At 64.7% G+C, this 21,085-nt stretch carries 23 protein-coding genes; 12 read left to right on the top strand and 11 right to left on the bottom strand.

Annotated elements, in window-relative coordinates:
* Positions 1 to 62: 62 nt before the first annotated feature.
* From fabF to AAE027_RS15230, 6 genes are all read right to left on the bottom strand, one after another.
* On the bottom strand, positions 63 to 1,328 hold the full coding sequence (fabF, locus tag AAE027_RS15255) for a beta-ketoacyl-ACP synthase II (RefSeq protein ID WP_130217643.1): 1,266 nt from the start codon (positions 1,326 to 1,328) through the stop codon (positions 63 to 65).
* A gap of 108 nt (positions 1,329 to 1,436) precedes the next feature.
* Positions 1,437 to 1,676, bottom strand: a complete 240-nt coding sequence (locus AAE027_RS15250) for an acyl carrier protein (protein WP_008551805.1) — start codon at positions 1,674 to 1,676, stop codon at positions 1,437 to 1,439.
* 313 nt (positions 1,677 to 1,989) lie between these two features.
* A complete protein-coding gene (fabG, locus tag AAE027_RS15245) occupies positions 1,990 to 2,727 on the bottom strand; it encodes a 3-oxoacyl-[acyl-carrier-protein] reductase (RefSeq protein ID WP_091895051.1) in 738 nt (245 codons plus the stop codon).
* 11 nt (positions 2,728 to 2,738) lie between these two features.
* The gene (gene fabD, locus AAE027_RS15240; protein ID WP_370985436.1) at positions 2,739 to 3,698 is read right to left on the bottom strand and encodes an ACP S-malonyltransferase; all 960 of its coding nucleotides are present in this window, start codon (positions 3,696 to 3,698) and stop codon (positions 2,739 to 2,741) included.
* 173 nt (positions 3,699 to 3,871) lie between these two features.
* Positions 3,872 to 4,897, bottom strand: coding sequence for a fatty acid desaturase family protein (locus AAE027_RS15235; protein WP_370985437.1), 1,026 nt, complete (start codon positions 4,895 to 4,897; stop codon positions 3,872 to 3,874).
* A gap of 3 nt (positions 4,898 to 4,900) precedes the next feature.
* The gene (locus AAE027_RS15230) at positions 4,901 to 5,608 is read right to left on the bottom strand and encodes a TetR/AcrR family transcriptional regulator C-terminal domain-containing protein (RefSeq protein ID WP_370985438.1); all 708 of its coding nucleotides are present in this window, start codon (positions 5,606 to 5,608) and stop codon (positions 4,901 to 4,903) included.
* Positions 5,609 to 5,963: 355 nt separating this feature from the next.
* Here AAE027_RS15230 and rpsF point away from each other — a divergent pair, with 355 nt between their 5' ends.
* The 4 genes from rpsF to rplI all read left to right on the top strand — a co-directional run bounded on the left by rpsF (position 5,964) and on the right by rplI (position 8,443).
* Positions 5,964 to 6,434 carry a 30S ribosomal protein S6 gene (gene rpsF / locus AAE027_RS15225; protein ID WP_091895044.1) on the top strand — a complete coding sequence of 157 codons (471 nt, stop codon included), beginning with the start codon at positions 5,964 to 5,966 and terminating at the stop codon, positions 6,432 to 6,434.
* A gap of 5 nt (positions 6,435 to 6,439) precedes the next feature.
* Complete coding sequence (gene rpsR / locus AAE027_RS15220; RefSeq protein WP_007592020.1) at positions 6,440 to 6,679, top strand: 30S ribosomal protein S18; 240 nt, start codon at positions 6,440 to 6,442, stop codon at positions 6,677 to 6,679.
* A 135-nt stretch (positions 6,680 to 6,814) separates the two neighbouring features.
* Positions 6,815 to 7,795: a YybS family protein gene (locus tag AAE027_RS15215; RefSeq protein ID WP_370985439.1), complete on the top strand. Its 981-nt coding sequence runs from the start codon at positions 6,815 to 6,817 to the stop codon at positions 7,793 to 7,795.
* Positions 7,796 to 7,843: 48 nt separating this feature from the next.
* Positions 7,844 to 8,443, top strand: coding sequence for a 50S ribosomal protein L9 (gene rplI, locus AAE027_RS15210; RefSeq protein WP_128934279.1), 600 nt, complete (start codon positions 7,844 to 7,846; stop codon positions 8,441 to 8,443).
* A 124-nt stretch (positions 8,444 to 8,567) separates the two neighbouring features.
* On the opposite strand, the gene AAE027_RS15205 is transcribed toward rplI, so the two are convergent.
* From AAE027_RS15205 to AAE027_RS15195, 3 genes are all read right to left on the bottom strand, one after another.
* Positions 8,568 to 9,035 carry a PaaI family thioesterase gene (locus AAE027_RS15205; RefSeq protein WP_130217697.1) on the bottom strand — a complete coding sequence of 156 codons (468 nt, stop codon included), beginning with the start codon at positions 9,033 to 9,035 and terminating at the stop codon, positions 8,568 to 8,570.
* A gap of 11 nt (positions 9,036 to 9,046) precedes the next feature.
* Complete coding sequence (locus AAE027_RS15200; protein WP_370985440.1) at positions 9,047 to 9,643, bottom strand: TetR/AcrR family transcriptional regulator; 597 nt, start codon at positions 9,641 to 9,643, stop codon at positions 9,047 to 9,049.
* 110 nt (positions 9,644 to 9,753) lie between these two features.
* On the bottom strand, positions 9,754 to 10,752 hold the full coding sequence (locus AAE027_RS15195) for a hypothetical protein (RefSeq protein ID WP_370985441.1): 999 nt from the start codon (positions 10,750 to 10,752) through the stop codon (positions 9,754 to 9,756).
* Between the two features lie 279 nt (positions 10,753 to 11,031).
* On the opposite strand from AAE027_RS15195, the gene AAE027_RS15190 reads away from it, so the two are divergent.
* The 3 genes from AAE027_RS15190 (at position 11,032) to alr (ending at position 15,967) form a co-directional block, all read left to right on the top strand.
* On the top strand, positions 11,032 to 12,282 hold the full coding sequence (locus AAE027_RS15190; RefSeq protein WP_370985443.1) for a class I SAM-dependent methyltransferase: 1,251 nt from the start codon (positions 11,032 to 11,034) through the stop codon (positions 12,280 to 12,282).
* An 850-nt stretch (positions 12,283 to 13,132) separates the two neighbouring features.
* Positions 13,133 to 14,638 (top strand): replicative DNA helicase, encoded by a 1,506-nt coding sequence (locus tag AAE027_RS15185; RefSeq protein ID WP_091895028.1) that lies wholly within the window; start codon positions 13,133 to 13,135, stop codon positions 14,636 to 14,638.
* A 48-nt stretch (positions 14,639 to 14,686) separates the two neighbouring features.
* On the top strand, positions 14,687 to 15,967 hold the full coding sequence (alr, locus tag AAE027_RS15180) for an alanine racemase (RefSeq protein WP_479714223.1): 1,281 nt from the start codon (positions 14,687 to 14,689) through the stop codon (positions 15,965 to 15,967).
* 82 nt (positions 15,968 to 16,049) lie between these two features.
* Here alr and AAE027_RS15175 read toward each other — a convergent pair whose 3' ends face one another.
* Entirely contained in the window at positions 16,050 to 16,268 is a 219-nt protein-coding gene (locus AAE027_RS15175) for a cysteine rich repeat-containing protein (protein ID WP_128934286.1), read from the bottom strand.
* 39 nt (positions 16,269 to 16,307) lie between these two features.
* On the opposite strand from AAE027_RS15175, the gene AAE027_RS15170 reads away from it, so the two are divergent.
* On the top strand, positions 16,308 to 17,078 hold the full coding sequence (locus AAE027_RS15170; RefSeq protein ID WP_370985444.1) for an exodeoxyribonuclease III: 771 nt from the start codon (positions 16,308 to 16,310) through the stop codon (positions 17,076 to 17,078).
* Between the two features lie 50 nt (positions 17,079 to 17,128).
* Here AAE027_RS15170 and AAE027_RS15165 read toward each other — a convergent pair whose 3' ends face one another.
* Positions 17,129 to 17,497 (bottom strand): GFA family protein, encoded by a 369-nt coding sequence (locus AAE027_RS15165; protein ID WP_370985445.1) that lies wholly within the window; start codon positions 17,495 to 17,497, stop codon positions 17,129 to 17,131.
* Between the two features lie 524 nt (positions 17,498 to 18,021).
* Between AAE027_RS15165 and AAE027_RS15160 the strand changes: the two genes are divergently transcribed.
* Genes AAE027_RS15160 through AAE027_RS15145 form a run of 4 tightly spaced genes read left to right on the top strand, consistent with a single transcriptional unit; the run spans position 18,022 to position 21,085 of the window.
* A complete protein-coding gene (locus tag AAE027_RS15160) occupies positions 18,022 to 18,762 on the top strand; it encodes a FadR/GntR family transcriptional regulator (protein ID WP_370985446.1) in 741 nt (246 codons plus the stop codon).
* A 32-nt stretch (positions 18,763 to 18,794) separates the two neighbouring features.
* Complete coding sequence (locus tag AAE027_RS15155) at positions 18,795 to 19,715, top strand: NAD(P)-dependent oxidoreductase (protein WP_370985486.1); 921 nt, start codon at positions 18,795 to 18,797, stop codon at positions 19,713 to 19,715.
* A 10-nt stretch (positions 19,716 to 19,725) separates the two neighbouring features.
* Complete coding sequence (locus AAE027_RS15150) at positions 19,726 to 20,409, top strand: amino acid ABC transporter permease (protein WP_370985448.1); 684 nt, start codon at positions 19,726 to 19,728, stop codon at positions 20,407 to 20,409.
* 7 nt (positions 20,410 to 20,416) lie between these two features.
* On the top strand, positions 20,417 to 21,085 hold the full coding sequence (locus AAE027_RS15145; protein ID WP_370985449.1) for an amino acid ABC transporter permease: 669 nt from the start codon (positions 20,417 to 20,419) through the stop codon (positions 21,083 to 21,085).

Here is a 21,085-nt window from a genome sequence, read left to right as displayed (position 1 = left end):
CGCGCCCACTTCTATGACTATCGCCGAATACGGCAAAACGGTGGATTCGTCTCAAACGCAAACTAACTGGCCAAACGCCGGACGATCACCGACGCATTGGTGCCACCAAAACCAAAAGAGTTCGACAATGCGACGTTGACCTCACGCTTCTTCGCCTTGTGCGGCACGAGATCGATCGCGGTCTCGACCGACGGATTGTCGAGGTTAATGGTGGGCGGCACGACATTATCGCGAATCGCGAGAATGGCGAAGATCGCTTCGATCGCACCGGCCGCGCCGAGGAGATGACCGGTCGACGACTTGGTCGAGGACATCGCGACCTTGGAGGCGGCATTGCCTAGCAGGCGCTCCACCGCACCAAGCTCGATCTCGTCGCCGAGCGGTGTCGAGGTGCCGTGCGCATTGATGTAGTCGAGATCGGATGCCGTGAGACCGGCGCGCTTGAGCGCTGCCGACATGCTACGGAAGCCGCCATCGCCATCGGGCGACGGTGAGGTGATGTGATAAGCATCGCCGGAGAGGCCGTAGCCGATCACCTCGGCGTAGATCTTCGCGCCACGGCGCCTGGCGTGCTCGAGCTCCTCGAGCACCAGGACGCCGGCGCCCTCGCCCATCACGAAGCCGTCGCGGTCCTTGTCATAGGGACGCGAAGCCTTCTCGGGCGTCTCGTTGAAACCAGTCGATAGCGCGCGCGCGGCATTGAAGCCGGCAATGCCGATGCGGCAGATCGGCGATTCCGCGCCGCCGGCCACCATGACGTCGGCATCGCCGAGCGCGATCAGGCGGGCGGCATCGCCGACCGCATGCGCGCCGGTCGAACAGGCCGTGACCACCGAATGGTTCGGTCCCTTCAGCCCGTGCGCGATCGAGACATAGCCGGAGGCGAGATTGATCAGGCGTCCCGGAATGAAGAACGGCGACACCCGGCGCGGTCCGCGCTCCTTGAGCAGGATCGCCGTATCGGCAATGCCGTTGAGGCCGCCGATGCCGGACCCGATCATGGTGCCGGTCGCGCACTTGTCCTCTTCAGTCTCGGGATGCCAGTTGGCGTCGTCGAGCGCCTGGCCGGCTGCGGCCATGCCGAAGATGATGAAGTCGTCGACCTTGCGCTGGTCTTTCGGCTCCATCCACTTGTCGGGATTGAAGGTGTCGTTGGTCCCGTCGCCGCGCACGACCGTGCAGGCGATCTTGGTCTGGAGATCGGAGACGTCGAAGCTCGCGATCCTGCGCGCACCGCTCTCGCCGTTGAGGATGCGTTTCCAGGTCGGTTCGACGCCACAGCCGAGTGGCGAGACCATGCCGAGACCCGTGACGACAACCCGCCTCATATCCGAAAACTCCGCATCGAAAGATTCACGGCCAATAACAAGAAACCGGCTGGCCGCTGCGAAGCGGCCCGTCCGGTTTCAATGTTGTCCCCGCGAAAATGAAGAGCCTTAGCTCTTCGCGTTCTTCTCGAGAAACTTCGTGGCATCGCCGACGGTGAGAATCGTTTCCGCAGCGTCGTCCGGAATCTCGCAACCGAATTCCTCTTCGAACGCCATCACCAGCTCGACGGTGTCCAGACTGTCGGCGCCGAGGTCATCGATGAAGCTCGCGTTGTCGACAACCTTCTCGGGTTCAACACCAAGGTGTTCGACCACGATCTTCTTAACCCGCTCGCCAATGTCACTCATTGCTTAACCTCGTGTTGTTCCCTGTAGACCCGACCCCCCGGGACGATACGAGCCGTCGTGGTCGTGTTACTTGCCTTCGCTTACGAACTTTGATTTGGCCCCATCCTAACCGATACAGGGCCCGGCGAACGACGGCCAAGGCTCCCCATCGCCAATATACAGGGTTTCAAAAACCTGCAATGGCGTTCTTTGCCCATCCGTTGAAGGTCCGGTTATCATACTTCAATTGCCTTGACTACAAGCCTCATTTCGCTCCGGAAACGGCCGTTTGCCGCATCCCGCGCCGCCCATGTGGGCAGTGCGGAATGAGGGCTTAGATCATAGCCATGCCGCCGTTGACGTGGATGGTCTGGCCGGTGACGTAGGCTGCTTCGTTCGAACTCAGGTACACGGCGGCCGCCGCGATGTCCTCGGGCGTGCCCAGACGGGCAGCCGGAACCTTGGTCAGAATCGTTTCGCGCTGCTTGTCGTTGAGCGCATCCGTCATCGGCGTCTTGATAAAGCCTGGCGCGATGCAATTGGCGGTCACGCCGCGCTTGGCGTATTCGGCACCGAGCGTCTTGATCATGCCGATCAGGCCCGCCTTCGAGGCGGTGTAATTGCCCTGTCCGGGATTGCCGGTGACGCCGACCACCGAGGTGATGGCGATGATGCGGCCGAAGCGCTTGCGCATCATCAGCTTGGTGGCGGCGCGTGCCAAGCGGAAGGTCGCGGTCAGATTGACGTTGATGACCTCCTCCCAATCCTCGTCACGGAGTTGCACGAAGAGATTGTCGCGGGTGATGCCGGCATTGGCGATGAGGATGTCGACCTGTCCCATCGCGGCTTCCGCAGCGGGCACCAGCGCTTCGACCTCATCGGCCTTGGAGAGATTGCAGGGCAACACAAAGGCGCGCTCGCCGAGCTTGCCGGCGAGCTCATCCAGCACTTCCTTGCGCGTTCCGGAAATCGCAACGGTAGCGCCCTGCGCGTGCAGCGCCAGCGCGATCGCGCCGCCGATACCGCCGGTCGCGCCGGTGACGAGCGCCTTCCTGCCAGTCAGATCGAACATCGATAACTCCCTCAACCCTGCTTCGCGGCGGCCAAGGCATCCTTGGCGGCGGCAATATCGTTGGGACCGCCGACAGCAACGCCGACGGCACCGTCCGCAATGCGCTTGACGAGACCGGTCAGTACCTTGCCGGCGCCGATCTCGAAGAAGCGGGTGACGCCCTGCCCTGCCATATAGGCAACCGACTCGCGCCAGCGCACCGTGCCGGTGACCTGCTCGACCAGGCGGCGACGGATCTCGTCGGGGTCGCTAATGGCGCTCGCGAGCACGTTCGACACCAGCGGCGCGGCCGGCGCCTTGATCGTGACCTTCGCGAGCGCCTCCGCCATGGCGTCGGCGGCCGGCTGCATCAGCTTGCAATGGAACGGCGCGGACACCGGCAACAGCATCGCGCGCTTGGCGCCCTTGGTTTTGGCGATCTCGACGGCGCGATCGACCGCTGTCTTGTCGCCGGAGACCACCACCTGCCCACCGCCATTGTCGTTGGCGGCCTGGCAGACCTGCCCCTGCGCCGCCTCATGGGCGATCTCCATGACGGCCTCGTAGTCGAGGCCCAGCAGCGCGGCCATCGCACCGGCGCCGACCGGGACGGCTTTTTGCATTGCGAGACCGCGGGTGCGAAGCAGCCGCGCAGTATCGGAGATGGTCAGGCTGCCGGCAGCAGCCAGCGCCGAATATTCACCAAGCGAGTGGCCAGCGACGAAGGCCGCGTCCCGCCCGACGGAAAAACCGGCTTCGCTCTCCAGCACGCGCAGAGTAGCGACCGAGACCGCCATCAGCGCCGGCTGGGCGTTTTCGGTGAGCTGGAGGATCTCGGCCGGACCATCCCATATGGTCGCCGTCAATTTCTCCCCGAGCGCGGCATCGACCTCGTCGAACACGGCGCGCGCCACTGGAAAGGCGTTGGCCAGGGCCTTGCCCATGCCAACCGCCTGGGACCCCTGCCCCGGAAATGTGAATGCTGCCGTCATCGGCGCTCCCTGCTTGTCGGGCGTGATCCTCACGAGAACCGGCAGCCGATTACGCGCGGCCTTGGGCCAAGGTTCCGGATCACGCTCCAAAGGGGGCCGTAGACACTGTCCGGGGTCGGACTGTCAAGCCAAGATGGGAACCCTGGCCGGCATTCAACCGGGGATGTGGCTTCCTAGAATCCGCCGGCCGTCTGGTTGGCGTCGACCTCTGCCCCCGCCCGCGCGCGGCGCGCGCTGTTGACCAGTTGCCCCGGCCGATCATCCCGGTTCGGCTTCGCGGTGGCGAGCCGCAGCACCGCGGCGTAGCCCGGCTGCACCTCCATGCGGCCGGCATGCCGGCTGGCGCTCAGCAGGCGATGCACCTTCGGCAAATTGTAGCAGGGCACGTAGAACAAGAGGTGATGCTCGAGATGATAGTTCACGTAGTACGGCGCAATGAACAGGCGCTCGAGAAAATTGGCATGCGTGGTGCGGGTGTTGCGCAAGGGGTCATTGCTGTCAGGGACGACGGCGTGCTCGGCGATGTTGCGGATACGGGTAATGACCATCATCCAGGTCAGCAGTGGCACCAGCCATAGCAACGGATAGGCCCACCACACGCCGGCCGCCGCGAGCGCCGCAAACATGATCGCGTTCACCACACATTGCGGGCCGAGCTTCTCCCAGAAATGCGCCGCACGCTGCCGCCATGGCCAGTCGTTCGGGGCGAGCGCGTTGAGCAATTGCGCCTTGCGCTGCTGGTAGCCGGTCTGTCCGGTGATGTCGCGAATGAACTTGCGGCGATAGCTCAGCTTGGTGATCGGAAACGGCGCCGATAGCACGAGATCGGGATCGTCCTCCTGCTGGGTGCGCGCGTGATGCTGCAAGTGATAGCGCCGGTAGCTCCGCGTCTCCGCAAACAGCGGATAGGCACAGAACCACTGGCTCAGCGCCAGATTGGTTTTCTCGTCGGCGGACAGGCAGCCATGCGCGCCGTCATGCATGAGGATGGCAAGTCCAAGCTGGCGCGAGCCGATGATGGCGACGGCGAGAATGTATGTCAGCGGATTGGGCCACCATGCGACCAGAGCGATCGCGCCTACGATCAGCGCCCAGGCATGCACGATCAGTGCGACGCCCTTCCAGGTTACGCGCTGGCGCACGTCGGCCAATTGTTCGTCGGTCAGGAAATCGCGGGCACGCATGCGAAGCGCGGTCATGGCCTAACTCTCCCCATCCGAAGTGGTCGATGCGTCGTGCTGCTCGACGAGACGCAGGCGCGCCGCCTCGCCCGTGGATTTCGCCTGCTCACCGAGCACGCGCAGCATCTCGGCGCAGAGTTCCTCGGACGAACGGCCCATGGCGTAGCCTTCGAGGATGACGCCGATGGCGACGGCCCAGAACCGCCGCGAGCTTTCGTCGGGCGCGCGCAGGGAGCGCCAGCCATGCCGAGCGACCTGGCTCGCATAGGCCCGTGCGCCCTCGCTGTGCAGGCGCTCGATGGTGCGCTCGACCAGTGGCGCGAGATCTTGGCGCCGCCGCGTCAGTGTCAGGGCTTCGGCAAAGAAGGCGACCGAATCACTCGCCGTGACCGTCTCGGCCAGCGCGTGCGTGTATTCCTGCGGCGTGCGCGTCTTCAGCGCCGCCTGCTCCGTCGCGCGCGCCAAATACAGCAGCTCGCGGCAGGCGCATTCGACGAACAGCGCCTCCTTGGTGCGGAAGTAATAGGTGATCTGGCTCGGGAACGCGTCCGCCGCGGCCGCGATGTCGGTGATCGCCGTGCCCGAAAGTCCCCGCTCCCGGAACAGCGGGCTCGCAGCATCCAAGAGCAGCGACCGCATCTTGCGGCCGGCCGCGCGCGTGGCGCGCGCGGCATGCTTGGGGTCGCCGGCACCCGGTTCGAACGGAGCATGGGCAGAATTGTCTGCCATTGGATCCTCCCGCTGTATTCTTTGTATGCTATACAAACAAATAAATCAAGCCGGTAAGATTTAAATCAAGCCGGTAAGATTTGAGGGTGATGACCACCGCCTACGGGCGGTCCAGGCCGAGACTTGGCCCCCAACCTTGCAAAGCCGGCCAAAATCCGTATAAGGCGCGCATCCGCAGACCCCGGCCGGGAGCTGAACGGACGGTCTCAGCAAATCATTCGTGATTTTGGTGTGGCAGGGCCAGTCGGCCCGTCGTCCCGTGTTTCCGCCTTCTGAGCTTGATCCCAGAGTCCTTTCCGAAGGTCTCTTAAGGGTTTGACGCCGGGCGATGCGCCAACATGAGGAAAGGACTTCCATGCCTCTTTACGAGCATGTTTTTCTCGCGCGTCAGGACGCGAGCCCGCAGCAAGTCGAAGAGCTGACTGCGCAGATGACCGGTATCGTCGAGGGTCTCGGCGGCAAGGTCACCAAGACCGAAAATTGGGGCGTTCGCTCCCTCACCTACCGCATGAACAAGAACCGCAAGGCGCACTTCGTGCTGCTCAACATCGACGCGCCGTCCGCGGCGATCGCCGAGATCGAGCGCCAGGAGCGCATCAGCGAAGACGTGATCCGCTATCTCAGCGTCCGCGTCGAAGAACTCGAGGAAGGCCCGTCCGCGATGATGCGCAAGGCCGATCGTGATCGCGAGCGTGACGACCGCGGCGGTGGCTTCCGCGGCGAGCGTGAAGGCGGCTTCCGTGGCGAGCGCGAGGGCGGCTTCCGCGGTGACCGCGGCCCGCGCCGCCCGCGCGAAGAAGCTGAAACCACGACGGATGGGGAGTAAGATCAATGGCTGAAGCTGGTGCACGCCGTCCGTTTTTCCGTCGTCGCAAGAGCTGCCCGTTCACGGGCGCCAATGCTCCCAAGATCGACTACAAGGACTCCAAGCTCCTGATGCGTTACGTCTCCGAGCGCGGCAAGATCGTGCCGAGCCGCATCACCGCGGTGTCCGCGAAGAAGCAGCGTGAGCTCGCCCGCGCCATCAAGCGCGCGCGGTTCCTGGGCCTATTGCCCTACGTCATTCGCTGATACGACCAATTCGACCGGCGGCCATTGAGCCGCCGGTCGTAAACTGATCTGAACGCATAAGGCTTCCGGGTCGTCCGGTCGCCGATGGTTGGGGCAAACGATGCCTCTAACCGCTCGAAGGGAGCGGGACAGCTGATGATGGCCTTTGGACTGATAGCCCTGATCGCCGGCGCCGCGTCGGCCCTGATGTTCGCCTCGATCATCTCTGGCGCGCTGATCTCGCTCGTCCTGTTCTATCTCGCACCGCTGCCGCTGATGGTCGCCGCGATCGGCTGGGGGCCGCTGTGCGCGAGCCTCGGCGGCATTGCCGCCGCAATCGGCCTCGGCGCCCTGTTCGGCCTGCCCTATTGCATCGCCTTCGCCGTCACCGTCGCATTGCCGGCCTGGTGGCTCGGCCACCTCGTCCTGCTCGGTCGGCAGGTCGGAAGCGTCGGGCCAGACGCCTCCGCCGCCGAGCCGCCGGCCGAGCCCGAGATCGAGTGGTATCCGGTCGGCCGCATCCTGCTCTGGATCGCAGGTTTTGCCGCGCTGACCACGATCGCCGCCCTGCTCACGCTCGGCACCGACGCCGAGACCATCACCGGCACGCTGCGGCGCGGCCTGATGCGCCTTCTGCGCACCGCCGACCCGCAAACCTCGGGCGAAGCCAGCCAGTTCGTCGACGCGCTGGTGCGCATCGCACCGGCCGCCGCCACCATCGTCGCGATGATGACGCTGACTCTCAACCTCTGGCTCAGCGCCAAGGTGACGGCGACGTCGGGCCGGCTGCGTCGTCCCTGGCCGGACATGAAGACGGCCGAGCTGCCGCCGATGACGCTCGTGGCGCTCTGCATCGCACTCGCCTTCTGCTTCACCGGCGGGCTGCTCGCGATCGTCGCGCAGATCACTACGGCCGCACTGATGATGGGCTATGCGCTGACCGGTTTCGCGGTGCTGCATACGCTGACGCTGACACTGAAGAGCCGCACCTTCTGGCTCGGCTCGACCTACGCCGTCGTCGTCGTGTTCGGATGGCCCGTAATCGCGATGGTGATCCTCGGTCTTGCGGATGCCGTGTTCGGCTTCCGCGAGCGCTTCCTGCGCAGCCGGCAGCCCCCGCCACTGCCAACACCTTAAGTCCAACCCCGAAAACTGAAACTCAGACCACTTCAAAGGAGAACGAATATGGAAGTCATTTTGCTGGAACGCGTCAACAAGCTCGGCCAGATGGGTGAAGTCGTGAAGGTTCGCGACGGCTATGCCCGCAATTTCCTGCTCAAGCGCGGCAAGGCGCTGCGCGCCACCACCGACAACCGTGCCAAGTATGACGGCATGAAGGCCGAGCTCGAGGCCCGCAACCTCCAGGCCAAGGGCGAGGCGTCCAAGGTCGCCGAGAAGATCGAGGGCAAGAACATCATCGTGATCCGTCAGGCCTCCGAAGCCGGCCAGCTGTTCGGCTCGGTCACGGTGCGCGACCTCGTCGCCGCGTTCGAGACCGACGGCGTCCACCTCGACCGTCCGCAGGTGCAGCTCGACGCGCCGATCAAGACCATCGGCAAGCACACGGTCACCGTCGCCGTTCACCCCGAGGTCGAGGTCGAGATCACCGTGACGGTCGCGCGCAGCCAGGACGAAGCCGAGCGCATCAACCGCGGCGAGGACATCTCGACCCGCAACGAGGACCGCGACGCCGCCGCCGAGGCGATCGCCGCGGCCGGCGAGTTCTTCGATCCGGAAGCCCAGCACGAGGAGGTCGAGCCGGCGCCGGCTGCGGAAGAGAAGTAAGCAGCACGTACAGCTCGTCATGCGCGGGCGTGATCCGCGCATCCATCAAGAGAGTTTGCTCAGGAAGATGGATTGCCGGGCCAGGCCCGGCAATGACAACAGAGAATGGATCACCCCTGTCGCTTCAGGCGGCTGGGCTTTTCGTTTTGGCGGCGACGTCCTCGCTGAGCATCGCGATCGAAGCGAGCGCGGTTGCCGTATGCTTCTCGACGCCATCGCTGACGCAGAACACGTCGGCCGCGACCACGGCAACCTGACGGCCCGGCTTGATCACTCTTGCCCGGCAGATCAGCTTCTCGCCGACCGCGGGCGACAACAAATTGAGCTTGTATTCCGCCGTCAGCGCCGGCTGGCCGCGCGAGGTGGCGGCAGCGATCGTCGTGGCGTTGTCGACCAGGAAGGCGGTCACGCCGCCATGGAAGAAGCCGTGCTGCTGAAGCAGCTCCGGCCGGCGCTCCACGGCGATCGTGCAGGTGCCGCGCGACAATTCGGACAGCTCGGCGCCGACCAGATTCATAAAGCCCTGCTGGCCGACATTGGCGTGGATGCGCTCGGCAACGGCGGCGAATTCGGGGTCCGCTTCGGCTCGCATGCTGTCTCTCCCTATTGTTTGTCGATGCGATCGAGTGGCCGTAGCGCACGGATGGCGCAGGCGATCAGCGTGTCGGCCTCGATGCGCGGATCAGCGCGTTCGCGTCCCGACAGAAAGGCGCGGCAGAAGATCTGGGCCGGGCCGATCAGCTGGCTGACGAACATCACCGGCGTCATCGGCAGCAGCTCGCCGCGCGCGACCAGCGGCGCGCGCCAGCGCTCGATGCCTTCGCCGAGGCGCGCGTTCTGCGCGCGCTGGCCGTCGCGCACGTCCTCGCCCCATTCGCTGCGCGAGATCTCGAAGAGATAGCGCGCCTCGCGCCGGCTGGTGACGACCCAGTCGAGATGCGCCCGGATCAGGCGATCGATACCCTGCTCCGCATCGGGCACGGGATCGAGCGCAGCCAGCACCGCGGCGTGATAGTGCCGCAGCACCTCCAGGAACAGCGCACCGGCGAGCTCCTTCTTCGATCCGAAGGCATGAAAGAAGCTGCCATTGGAGGCGCGCGCCCGGGTGCGGATCGCGGCCACCGTCGCAGCCTCGAAGCCGACGCGGTCGAATACGATTAGTCCCGCCTCCAACAGATCATCACGCATGCTCGCCGTCATCGAGATCTCCTAGAGTATTACTCTAGAGCCGCACTCTACCATCGGTCAAGACGGTGCGGAGGCCGCGATGCGCGGCCTCCGCCTGTCGATCGGAAAATGTGTGGATTGGCTTAGCGCGAGATCGGCGGCGCCGGCAGGCCGGAGGATTCGGCTGGCGCTGCAGGCGGGGCTGCAGCGGTCGCGGGCGGCGCCGATTCCTGCGGTTTGACCGCGGGTGCCGGTTCGGAACTGGCGGCAGGCGCGGCTGGCTTGGGAGCGGCCTCTTCTGCCGGCTTCGGCGCGGCCGGCTCGGCCGGCTTCACGACGGCTGGTGCGGACGGCGTCACCTGCGGGACCGGATCGGGGCGCAGCGCTGGAGCTTCGCTGCCGCGCGGCTCGACCTTCGCGCTATCAGGCTTGGCCTCGGCGGGCTTCTCGGATGCCTTGCTGCTGTCGGGCTTGGCCTCGTCACGACCCGGCTCGACCTTGGCGCTGTCGGGCTTGGCCGTCTCAGGCTTTGACTCGACCTTCGGCTCGCTCTTCTTGTCTTCAGTGGCCGGCGCGGCGGCGTCGATCTTCGGTGCTTCCTCAGTCCCGGGCTTGCCTCGGCGCTTGGCCTTGCGTCCCTCCGGTGCTGCCTGGCCCTCGGACTTCGCGCCGTCCTCGGCCGGCCGCGCAGCACGCTTCTGGCGCGCGCCCTCGGCCGCCGGAGCGGCCCCCTCGCCCTCCGGCTTGGCGGCCTCCTGCGAGCGCTGACGGCGGCCCTGATGTTCGGACTGGCCCGGAGCCGTATTGGCTTCCCTATCCTTGGCGCCGTCCTTCTTGTCCCTGCCGTCCTTGGCCTGGTAGCGGGTATCGGTGGCACCGTTGGAGACGAGGTAGGAGGCGAGGATGCCCGCCATGTCCGGGCTCGTGGTGTAGTGCTGGCGCAGGAAGCCCGGCAGCGACCCCGGCGCCACGGACTTCAGAAGCCCGCGGGGGCTCTTGTGGCAGGCATTGCAGGTCTGCGCGAAGAGCTGGGACGGAGACTTGCCGGCCTCGAGGTTCGTTGCCTGCGCAAGAACGGTATCGGTCGCGCCGAAGCCGATCAGAAGCAGTACCGTCGCGAGGCTGAGCGCTCGGCTCGACATTTCCCATCATCTCCATTGAATTCCGAGAGGTGCAGCCGGCATCCAGCGCGGCGGCGGTCACCTTTTAGCCGATTGAGCCGCGAATGGAAGCAGGTCCGCGCGCAAGGATGTGATTAAGCGCTTTTCGAATATCGGCTTTGAACACAGCGCAATAGCGGAGCCGGACCTGCTCCCCTAGATTTAGATGCAAACGCATAGGAACCCGAGCGGGACCCTGAGCGTCAAATGTAAGGCCGGGTTAGTCGCATCTCTTCGGGTCCGCTCGAGAGGAAGGTGTCGATGGACCGTTTGTTGCGTAGATTCCTGTCTCAATTCATCCGCCGCGGGTCGATGATGCTGACCAGCGCAAGCGGGGCGACGTTCACTGTCGGCGACGGCTCTGGCGAACCGGTCGCGGTGCGCTTCATGACCGCGGACGCGGAGCGCAAGATCCTCATCAATCCCGAGCTCGGACTTGGCGAGGCCTATATGGACGGCGAGTTCGTGGTCGAACGCGGCACCATAGCCGATGCCCTCGCGATCCTGCTCGATCAACCCGACCTATTGCCGCAGTGGGCAAAACCGTGGTGGCACCTGCGCTATCTGACGCGCCACCTGAAGCAGTTCAATCCGCGCTCGCGCGCCCGCAGCAATGTGGCGCACCACTACGATCTCGACGCCCGGCTCTATTCGCTCTTCCTCGATGCCGACAAGCAATATAGCTGCGCCTATTTCGAGACGCCGGAGACGACGCTCGACGATGCGCAGCTCGCCAAAAAGCGGCACATCGCCGCAAAGCTGCTCGTCAGAGGCGGCCAGCGCGTGCTCGACATCGGCTCGGGCTGGGGCGGGCTCGGGCTCTATCTCGCCGAGATCGCGGGCGCCGACGTCACCGGCATCACGCTGTCGACCGAGCAATTGCAGATCGCCAATGCGCGCGCCGCCGAAAAGGGCCTGGCGGGCTCGGCCAAATTCCTGCTCCAGGACTACCGCGACATCGACGGCCCATTCGACCGCATCGTCTCGGTCGGCATGTTCGAGCATGTCGGCGCCCGCTTCTACGACACCTACTTCCAGCGCTGCGCCGAACTCCTGAGCGAGGACGGTGTCATGCTGCTGCACTCGATCGGCCGCTCGCAGGGGCCGGACTCGACCAATCCCTGGATCGCCAAATACATCTTCCCCGGCGGCTACATCCCCGCTCTGTCCGAGGTGCTGCCGGCGATCGAGCGGGCGGGCCTGCTGGTCTGCGACATCGAGATCCTGCGCCTGCACTACGCCGAGACGCTGAAAGCCTGGAGGGAACGCTTCATGGCGCGGCGCGAGGAGGCCGTGCAGCTCTACGACGAGCGCTTCGCGTTGATGTGGGAGTTCTACCTGGCGGCCTGCGAAATGACCTTCCGCAAGCAGGCGATGATGAACTTCCAGATCCAGCTCACCCGTCGCCAGGGCGTGGTGCCGATCACGCGCGACTACGTCACGCGCGAAGAAACCCGGCTACGGTCCCTCGAGGGCGGCGCCAAGCCCAGGCTGAAGCTGGCGGGTGAATAAGCTCTAAAAGCGCGATGAGATTAGGATGAATCGTCATCGCGCTTTAGGTTATTGTTTGAGCATGATCTTTTCGGAAAACCGCTGCACACTTTTCCGGATCATGCTCTAGTGACGCAGGGTCGAAATCTGGGAGAGCCGAAAAGAGGCGTTTAACGCCAGTTGTGCCCGCAATTCGACGAGGAGCTCGGGTGCGACCGGCTGACGCCGCACTTCAGGCCGCGCGGCGTGCTCCATGGCCGCGATCAGTCCCGCGAGCCAGAGTCGGCTGCCTGCTTCGCTCCGCCATATCTGCTGCTGCCGTTCTGGCCGCATTGCTTGCCTCGTCTTCCCGCTGGCGCGTCGGGGATAACCCCCTGCCCGCCGGCCCGTTCCGGCTCTACCCCGAAAGAATCCGGGAAGATGTGATCTGTTTCACATAAGTCCGGTCGGACCTGACTTAGATCGTCGCCATGAGCAAAGAGACCCAAACCTCATTCGACGTGCAGGACGACCTCCGCACCGATTACGCCCTGATCGTCACCGGCGTCGGGGCGGCCCTGGTTGCGCTGGTCTACCTCCTGCTGGTCTGAAGCAGAGCCGAAGGCTCCCAGCGTGCGTCAATTCGCGCGTTCTTCGATGGGTCTATGCGCCAATCCATAAGGTTCACGACTTGAGCATTTTTCCGTGGCGCGGTTGCGGCTGCTCCCGGTTCCGCGAAAATCCGTCAAGCGCGGGGCGTGCTGCGGCTACCAATCATCCACCATTTTCACTGAGCGGTTGATAGCGGTCAGCTTTTGCTTCCGCTTTGGGCCGAGGCGGCGCTTTATCGCGCCCCGCATCCGCCCAAGAAAATTGCTAAGCACGTCCGACCATGGCCCTGACTGATTCGAACGTTCTCAAACTCGCGCCCGACGCCGGGACTCCCGCCTATCGGAGCGCACCGCATAATATCGAGGCCGAACAGAGCCTCCTGGGCGCGATCCTGGTCAACAACGACGCCTTCTACCGCGTCTCCGACTTTCTGGAGGCGAAGCATTTCTTCGAGCCGCTGCACCAGACCATCTTCGAGACCGCCGGCAGCCTGATCCGGATGGGCAAGATCGCGACGCCCGTCACGCTGAAGACCTTCCTCCCCGCCGATACCGACGTCGGCGGCATGACCATCGGGCAATATCTGGCGCGGCTCGCGGCCGAAGCGACCACCATCATCAATGCCCAGGACTACGGCCGCACCATCTATGACCTGTCGTTGCGGCGCGACCTGATCGGCATCGGCGAGGACATGGTCAATGTCGCCTATGATGCGCCGGTCGATTTCCAGCCGCGGGCGCAGATCGAGGACGCCGAGCGCCGCCTCTACGAACTCGCCGAGTCCGGCCGCTATGACGGCGGCTTCCAGAAATTCTCGCAGGCGCTGACGGTCGCCGTCGATCTTGCGGCGAAAGCATTCCAGCGCGACGGAAAGCTGTCGGGCATCTCGACGGGCCTGCGCGACCTCGACACCAAGATGGGCGGCTTGCAGCACTCCGACCTCATCATCGTGGCGGGACGTCCCGGCATGGGCAAGACCTCGCTTGCGACCAACATCGCCTACAACGTCGCCCAGGCCTACGTTCCGGAACTGCAGGCGGACGGCACCATGAAAGCCGCCAATGGCGGCGTGATCGGGTTCTTCTCCTGCGAAATGTCGGCCGACCAGCTCGCCACGCGTATCGTGGCCGAGCGCACCGGCATTCCCTCCTCCCACATCCGCCGCGGCGGCATCTCGGAAGCCGATTTCGAAAAGATCCGGCAGGTCTCGATCGAGCTGCAATCGCTGCCGTTCTATGTCGACGCCACCGGCGGCCTGTCGATCGCGCAGCTGATGGCGCGCGCCCGGCGGCTCAAGCGCCAGAAGGGCCTCGACCTCCTGGTGATCGACTACATTCAGCTGTTGTCCGGCTCGGGTAAGCGCGCCAGCGACAGCCGCGTGCAGGAAATCACGGAGATCACGACCAGCCTGAAGGCGCTGGCGAAGGAGCTCAACGTCCCCGTGATCGCGCTGTCGCAGCTCTCGCGTCAGGTGGAATCGCGTGACGACAAACGGCCGCAGCTCTCGGACCTGCGCGAATCCGGCTCGATCGAGCAGGACGCCGACGTCGTGCTGTTCGTGTTCCGCGAGGAATATTACCTCGCCATGAAAGAGCCTCGCCCTGGCACCGAGGAGCACGCCAAATGGCAGGCCGACATGGAACGCACGGTCGGCCGGGCCGAAGTCATCATCGGCAAGCAGCGCCACGGTCCGACCGGCACGGTCGAGCTGCACTTCGATGCCTCGGTCACCCGCTTCGGCGACCTCGCCCATGACGGCCAGTTGCCGGATCGCAGCGACTACTAGAGTGTTCCCCGGGTTGAACCACTCGGGCCTCTTGCGTAAAACGGCGTCATGACAATGGCGTCCGACCCGAAAATGATCCCGCAATCCGGCCTTCTCTCCGCGGAGGCCAATCAGGCTGCCGCGCTCGCAGCCTATGGCGGCGTGCTCACCGTCGATCTCGATGCTATCATCGCCAATTGGCGCAAGCTCGAGAAGACGGCGGTGCCGGCCGAATGCGCCGCGGTGATCAAGGCCGACGCCTATGGCTGCGGCGCCCCCGAGGTCGCGCGCGCGCTGAGCAGGGCCGGCTGCAAGACCTTCTTCGTCGCCACCATCGAGGAAGCGCGCAAGGTGCGCGCGGCTGTGCCGGAGCCCACGATCTACGTGCTTGGCGGCTATTTCCAGAACACCGGCGAGCACTATGCGAAGATCAACTGCCGGCCGGTGATCGGCGATCTCAACGAGCTCGCCGAATGGGACGTGTTCTGCCGCCGCAGCGGCTGGACCGGAGGCGCCGCCGTTCACATCGACACCGGCATGAACCGGCTGGGCCTGACGCTTGCAGAAGCGCAGGCCATCATCCCCCGCATCAATGCCGGCGATCACGGCATCACGCTGGTGATGAGCCATCTGGTCTCGGGCGAGCAGCTCCACAGTCCGGTCAATGCAAGACAACTCGCCGCCTTTCGCGGCATCGCCAGCGAGTTCTCAGGCGTGCCGGCCGCGCTCGCCAACTCCTCCGGCATCTTCCTCGGTGCCCCCTTCCAGTTCGACATGGTGCGGCCGGGGGCTGCGCTCTACGGTGTCAACCCGACGCCGGAGGCCGACAATCCGATGCAGCAGGTGGTCGACCTCAAGGCGCGCATCGTGCAGATCCGCACCATCGATCGTGGCGAGAGCGTCGGCTATGGCGGCACCTGGACCGCACGGCGGCCGACCAAGCTCGCGATCATCGCGGTCGGCTATGCCGACGGCTATTTCCGCGCCGCCAGCTCCAATGACGGCACCCGCGGCGCCGAGGTCATCGTGGCCGGAAAACGCTGCCCGGTCGCGGGCCGCATCTCGATGGACCTGATCGCAATCGACATCACCGACCTGCCACCGAACACGGCGCGGCGCGGCCACATGGTGACGCTGCTCGGAGAGGGCATCACCGTCGACGAGCTCGCGCATCATTTCGGCACGATCGGCTATGAGGTGCTGACCAGCCTCGGCCACCGCTACGCCCGCATCTACAAGGGCGGCAACGTCGTGGAGCCGCTGGCAAAGCCGGTTGCCGCGGCGGCCGAGCAACCGCCGTCACCGCCACCCATCGAGCAGCCGACAGCCCCGCCGCCGCTGCCGTCCTAGCGGATACACGCGTGCCCCGGATGCAGCGCAGCGCTCCTTCAGCTGTGCGCTTGCGCGCTACGGCTTGTCCGGGACACGAGACTTATTTCTTCTTCCTGCTATCCAGCGCCGCCTTGCAGGTCGCAGTGAGCTGGTCGCGCTTGCCGTTGAGGCATGCGACGATGCCGCCGCCCGGCGCGATGCCGGCGCAGAATTTGTCATAGTCCGCCTTGCACGCGCCGCGCGGATCGGACGATTGTGCCGATGCGGCTCCGGAGAACGCGATGACGAGTGCGACGGCAACAAAGCTCAACTTGGACATTGTGTCTCCGGTATCGGAAGGCAGTAGCGTTAGCCCTACATGAAGATTGCGACATTCAACATCAACAACATCAATCGCCGCCTGCCCAATCTGTTGGCATGGCTGCGCGTGGCGAAGCCAGATGTCGTCGCGCTTCAGGAGTTGAAGGCAAGTGATGGCGAATTTCCGGCGGCGGCCATCGAAAAAGCCGGTTATGGCGCAGTCTGGCGTGGACAAAAGACCTGGAGCGGCGTCGCCCTCCTCGCTCGCAACGCCGAGCCGGTGCTCACCCGCGATCGCTTGCCGGGGAAGGCCGATGATCACGAGGCGCGCTACATCGAGGCCGCCGTGCGCGGCATCATCGTCACCAGCATCTATCTGCCGAACGGCAATCCGCAGCCCGGGCCGAAATTCGACTACAAGCTCGACTGGTTCGCGCGGCTCAAGCGCCACGCCAAGAGCTTCATCAAGCAGGATCTGCCGGTGGTGCTCGCCGGCGACTACAACGTCGCCCCCACGGAGATCGACATCTATCCGACCCGATCATGGGACAAGGATGCACTGATCCAGCCAAAGAGCCGCGCGGCATTTGCCTCGCTGGTCGACCAAGGCTGGTGCGATGCGATCCGCGAACTGCATCCGGAGCAGCGCGTCTACACGTTCTGGGACTACAAGCGAAACCGCTGGCCGCGCGATGCGGGCCTGCGGCTCGATCATCTCTTGCTCAGCCCTGCCCTCGCCCCGCGGCTGGTCAAAGCTGGCGTCGACAAGACGATCCGCGGCGAGGATGGCGCCAGCGATCACGCGCCGGCGTGGGTGGAGCTGCGTTGATTGCACGACGTCGCAGCAACCATTAAAATGGTGGCTACAAGAGCGTGCGCTCACCACAAATTCCTGCCGTCGATCACGTTCACCGGAACGGCCTCCAGATCGAAATCGTCGAACAGGCGCGCATTCACAGCGACCTTGGGATTGTCGAAATCGGGCTTGCCGGTCGACCAGTCCGGCGACTCCGAATAGGTGCCGCAGCCGCAGCTCGCGCAGAAATGATGTTTGACGGTGCGGCTGCCCCAGAGATAGGTCGTGACGTTCTCCGCCGGCGACAGCAGGCGGAACTGTGCCGGCGTGTAATAGGCCCACAGCGCGCCGCGCTTGGCGCATAGCGTGCAGGTGCAGCGCGTTACGCCCGAAGGCGCCTCCGTCACCTCGAACACCGTCTCACCGCAATGACAGCTTGCCTCGACCGGCATGACCCACTCTCCGTTTTGTCAGGAGATGGTCGTAGCCGGCCCCTGCTGCCAACATGCTGTCAGCAGCGGGACGCCTAAAACAAAAACCTGAAAAACAACCCCATGCACAGTAGCCGACCCCTGTGCGCTCAATGACTTACGCGAAATCCGAAATTCGAATTGACTCGTCGGGCAAAACACCGGCAGAATGTCATCATCGAAGAATTCTCCCGACGCTGCCAACATGCGCTCGCGCGGTCGCTATCGCGCTTCAGCCGCCGTATTTCGCCAGCGAACCTCCTCGTCACCGCCAGATCAACGGATCGGTTCAACACGGCATCGGCGCGGTACGCCAAATCGGATGTGTAATTGTCGGGCCCGCGGAACAGAGCCCTGATCGCGGCCAGCGGGGCATGAATGTTGGCTCCGAAGCCCGCCGCCTGAAAGCCGGTCGCCCATTTCCACCCTCGTTTAGCTAAGGCCTCTTGACCTCCGCGCCTTGGTTATCATACTGGTCTGACCAAGATCAGACCAAAGGGACTGGGATGGAACTCAAGCGGGCCACCGAGGGCGAAAAGGGGTTCGAGAAGGTGTTCGCCTTCTTGCGCGAACGCCTGCTTGCGGGCTCGCTCAAGCCCGGCGACCGCCTGATCTCCGAGCGCGAGCTGGCGACCTTGCTCGGTGTCAGCCGGCCGATCGTCCGCGAGGCGCTGCGCGCCCTCACCGTGCTCGGCATCGTCGAGATCCGCGACCGCATCGGCACCGTGGTAACGCGGCCGGACGTCTCCGTGCTGAACGACTTCTTCACCTTCGCGCTCGCCCAACAGGCGGACATGCTCGACGATGTCATGCAGGCCCGCGTCGCGATCGAATGCCAGGCGATCAGGCTCGCCTGCGAACGTGCCAACATCGCCGATTTCGAACGCCTGCAGCGCGCGCTGGCAAAGATCGGAGAAACGATCGACGAAGCCGATGCCGGCGGCATGGCCGACTTCGAATTCCACCGCGCCATCGTCGTGGCCTCGCATTCGGAGACGCTGACGGTTTTGCACAGTTCGATGGCGGGCCTGTTGACGCATTCGCATCGCAGCCGCCGCGAGCTGGTGCAGGCCTTCCCGTCGATGAAGACCTATCTGATCGACGATCACAGGCGCATCTTCGAAGCGGTCATTGCACGTGATCCGGAGCGCGCGGACGCGACGCTGCGCAAGCATTTTGCCATCGGCGACGAATACCGGCGACGCGCCGTCGTCGGCGACATCGACAAGACCAGCGCCTCGGGCTGATCGCGGACGGCCAGCCAACCAAGAAGCAATCAATCAAGAAACGGACTGACAACATGGGACGGAACGACAAGGGCAATGTCGGCTTCATCGGCATCGGCACGATGGGACGAGAGATGGTGCGCAACCTCCTGGTGGCCGGCCACGCGGTCCGCGTCTTCGATCTGAACGAAGCCGCGCTGGCGGACAGCGTCAAGGAAGGCGCGACCCGCGCCAAGAGCCCTGCCGATGCCGCGCAAAGCGCCGATATCGTCATCACCATGCTGCCCGACACCCCCCATGTCGAGGCGACCATTTACGGGGAGCACGGCCTCCTGAAATCCCCTCCTCCCGGCAAGCTGATCGTCGACATGAGCACGATCTCGCCGGTTGCCGTCCGTCGCATCCATGCCGACCTGCAAAAGGCCGGCGTCAGCTTCATCGACGCGCCGGTCTCGGGTGGGCCCGTGGGTGCCAAGAACGCTGCGCTCTCGATTATGGCCGGCGGCGATGCGGCCGCCTTCGCTCAGGCCGAGCCGTTCTTCCGCGCGATGGGCACGACCATCACGCATGTCGGCGCGTCCGGCGCGGGCCAGACCGTCAAGCTCTGCAATCAGCTGATCTGCGGCATCAACATCCAGGCGATCTGCGAGGCGCTCGCGCTCGGGCGGGCCTCAGGGGTCGACCTCAACCTGCTACGCCGGGTGCTGCTCGGAGGCTCTGCGGCGTCCTGGATGCTGGACAAGCTCGGCCCCTCCATGATTGCAGGCGACGACTGCGCCGGCTTTCGCATCGATCTGATGCTGAAGGACCTCCGCCTGGTGCAGGAGCACGCGCAAGCACTGAACGTGCCGCTGCCCGGCACCGCGCTCGTCACCAGCCAATACGTCGATGCGCGCGCGCATGCCGAAGGCAGCAACGGCAATCAGGCGCTGTTCCGCGTCTATGACCGCATGACCAACCAGGTCACCGGCTGAACCTGATACGATGAGCCTCCAACTCGACTTTCCCGCAGTGCTGGAGCGTTGGCGAAGTTTCCTGGCCGGCGCCGCGCTCACGTTGGAGTTGGCATTCTTCGCGACCGTGCTCGGCGCCCTGCTCGGCACCCTCGCGGCGGTCGGACGCGGCACGCACAACACGCTGATCGCGGGCGCCTGCAAGGTCTATGTCGAAACCATCCGGAATACGCCGCTGCTGGTGCAGATATTCCTGGTCTATTTCGGCCTCGCCAGCCTTGGCCTGAAGTACTCCGCCTTCACCGTGGCCGTGGCCGCGCTGACGATCAATGTCGGCGCCTATACCGCCGAGATCATGCGCGCCGGCTTCGAGGCGATCCCGCGCGGACAGATCGAGGCCGCCGAGGGGCTGGCGCTGTCGCGCCTGCAGATCTACTGGCACATCATCCTGCTGCCGGCGATCGAAAAGGTCTATCCGGCGCTGACCAGCCAGTTCGTGTTGCTGATGCTGGCCTCCTCGGTCTGTTCGCAGATCTCGGCCGAGGAGCTCACCGCGGTCGCGAATTACATCCAGTCGGACACGTATCGCGCTTTCGAGACCTACATCATCGTCGCCGTGCTCTACGTCATCCTCTCGCTGGTGATGCGCGCGGGCTTCTGGGGCCTCGGCCTCGTGCTGTTTCCGCGCCGGCGCCGGCTCGGCACACCGTTGTGAGATGACCATGGGCGGACATCTCAACATCAATCATCTGATGTTCCTCGGCCAGGGCGCGCTGTGGACAATCGGGCTGTCCATGATCGCGCTGATCGGCGGCGGCATCGTCGGCTTCGTCATTGCGCTGGCGCGCATATCGCCGCTCAAATCGGTGCGGATCGCCAGCACCATCTACGTTCAGCTCGTCCAGGGCACGCCGCTGCTCGTCATCCTGTTCCTCGGCTATTTCGGCCTCGCCGCCATCGGCCTCAAGGTCTCGCCGCTCGCCGCCGCCGGCGCTTCTCTCACGCTCTACGTCGCCGCCTATCTCGGCGAGATCTGGCGCGGCTGCATCCAGTCCGTGCCGAAGCCGCAATGGGAAGCCGCCGAAGGCCTGGCGCTGAGCCGGACCCAGCGCATGATGAAAGTGATCCTGCCGCAGGCGATCCGTATCGCGACGCCGCCGACCGTCGGCTTCATGGTGCAGATCATCAAGAACACCTCGCTCGCCTCCGTCGTCGGTTTCGTCGAGCTGATGCGCTCGGGCCAGATCGTCAACAACTCGCTGTTCGAGCCGTTCGCCATCTACGCCATCATCGCCGTCACCTACTTCGCCATGTGCTATCCCCTGTCGCTGTTCAGCCAGAGGCTGGAACGGCGGATGGGGCGTGGCAGGTCCAACCTCGCGACAGCCTGA

Source organism: Bradyrhizobium sp. DN3, from assembly GCF_041357655.1.
Classification (GTDB): Bacteria; Pseudomonadota; Alphaproteobacteria; order Rhizobiales; family Xanthobacteraceae; genus Bradyrhizobium.
This window is presented reverse-complemented; position numbering and strand designations above follow the sequence as displayed.

What these genes read in the sequence shown, in the direction of transcription:
- AAE027_RS15190 (WP_370985443.1), top strand. Translation starts at nt 11,032, where the DNA reads ATGGACCGTTTGTTGCGTAGATTCCTGTCTCAATTCATCCGCCGCGGG.
- rpsF (WP_091895044.1), top strand. Translation starts at nt 5,964, where the DNA reads ATGCCTCTTTACGAGCATGTTTTTCTCGCGCGTCAGGACGCGAGCCCG.
- AAE027_RS15170 (WP_370985444.1), top strand. Translation starts at nt 16,308, where the DNA reads ATGAAGATTGCGACATTCAACATCAACAACATCAATCGCCGCCTGCCC.
- AAE027_RS15195 (WP_370985441.1), bottom strand. Translation starts at nt 10,752, where the DNA reads ATGTCGAGCCGAGCGCTCAGCCTCGCGACGGTACTGCTTCTGATCGGC.
- AAE027_RS15235 (WP_370985437.1), bottom strand. Translation starts at nt 4,897, where the DNA reads ATGACCGCGCTTCGCATGCGTGCCCGCGATTTCCTGACCGACGAACAA.
- AAE027_RS15205 (WP_130217697.1), bottom strand. Translation starts at nt 9,035, where the DNA reads ATGCGAGCCGAAGCGGACCCCGAATTCGCCGCCGTTGCCGAGCGCATC.
- AAE027_RS15160 (WP_370985446.1), top strand. Translation starts at nt 18,022, where the DNA reads ATGGAACTCAAGCGGGCCACCGAGGGCGAAAAGGGGTTCGAGAAGGTG.
- AAE027_RS15250 (WP_008551805.1), bottom strand. Translation starts at nt 1,676, where the DNA reads ATGAGTGACATTGGCGAGCGGGTTAAGAAGATCGTGGTCGAACACCTT.
- fabG (WP_091895051.1), bottom strand. Translation starts at nt 2,727, where the DNA reads ATGTTCGATCTGACTGGCAGGAAGGCGCTCGTCACCGGCGCGACCGGC.
- fabD (WP_370985436.1), bottom strand. Translation starts at nt 3,698, where the DNA reads ATGACGGCAGCATTCACATTTCCGGGGCAGGGGTCCCAGGCGGTTGGC.
- AAE027_RS15215 (WP_370985439.1), top strand. Translation starts at nt 6,815, where the DNA reads ATGATGGCCTTTGGACTGATAGCCCTGATCGCCGGCGCCGCGTCGGCC.
- fabF (WP_130217643.1), bottom strand. Translation starts at nt 1,328, where the DNA reads ATGAGGCGGGTTGTCGTCACGGGTCTCGGCATGGTCTCGCCACTCGGC.
- rplI (WP_128934279.1), top strand. Translation starts at nt 7,844, where the DNA reads ATGGAAGTCATTTTGCTGGAACGCGTCAACAAGCTCGGCCAGATGGGT.
- AAE027_RS15165 (WP_370985445.1), bottom strand. Translation starts at nt 17,497, where the DNA reads ATGCCGGTCGAGGCAAGCTGTCATTGCGGTGAGACGGTGTTCGAGGTG.
- AAE027_RS15200 (WP_370985440.1), bottom strand. Translation starts at nt 9,643, where the DNA reads ATGACGGCGAGCATGCGTGATGATCTGTTGGAGGCGGGACTAATCGTA.
- AAE027_RS15150 (WP_370985448.1), top strand. Translation starts at nt 19,726, where the DNA reads ATGAGCCTCCAACTCGACTTTCCCGCAGTGCTGGAGCGTTGGCGAAGT.
- alr (WP_479714223.1), top strand. Translation starts at nt 14,687, where the DNA reads ATGACAATGGCGTCCGACCCGAAAATGATCCCGCAATCCGGCCTTCTC.
- AAE027_RS15230 (WP_370985438.1), bottom strand. Translation starts at nt 5,608, where the DNA reads ATGGCAGACAATTCTGCCCATGCTCCGTTCGAACCGGGTGCCGGCGAC.
- rpsR (WP_007592020.1), top strand. Translation starts at nt 6,440, where the DNA reads ATGGCTGAAGCTGGTGCACGCCGTCCGTTTTTCCGTCGTCGCAAGAGC.
- AAE027_RS15175 (WP_128934286.1), bottom strand. Translation starts at nt 16,268, where the DNA reads ATGTCCAAGTTGAGCTTTGTTGCCGTCGCACTCGTCATCGCGTTCTCC.
- AAE027_RS15185 (WP_091895028.1), top strand. Translation starts at nt 13,133, where the DNA reads ATGGCCCTGACTGATTCGAACGTTCTCAAACTCGCGCCCGACGCCGGG.
- AAE027_RS15145 (WP_370985449.1), top strand. Translation starts at nt 20,417, where the DNA reads ATGGGCGGACATCTCAACATCAATCATCTGATGTTCCTCGGCCAGGGC.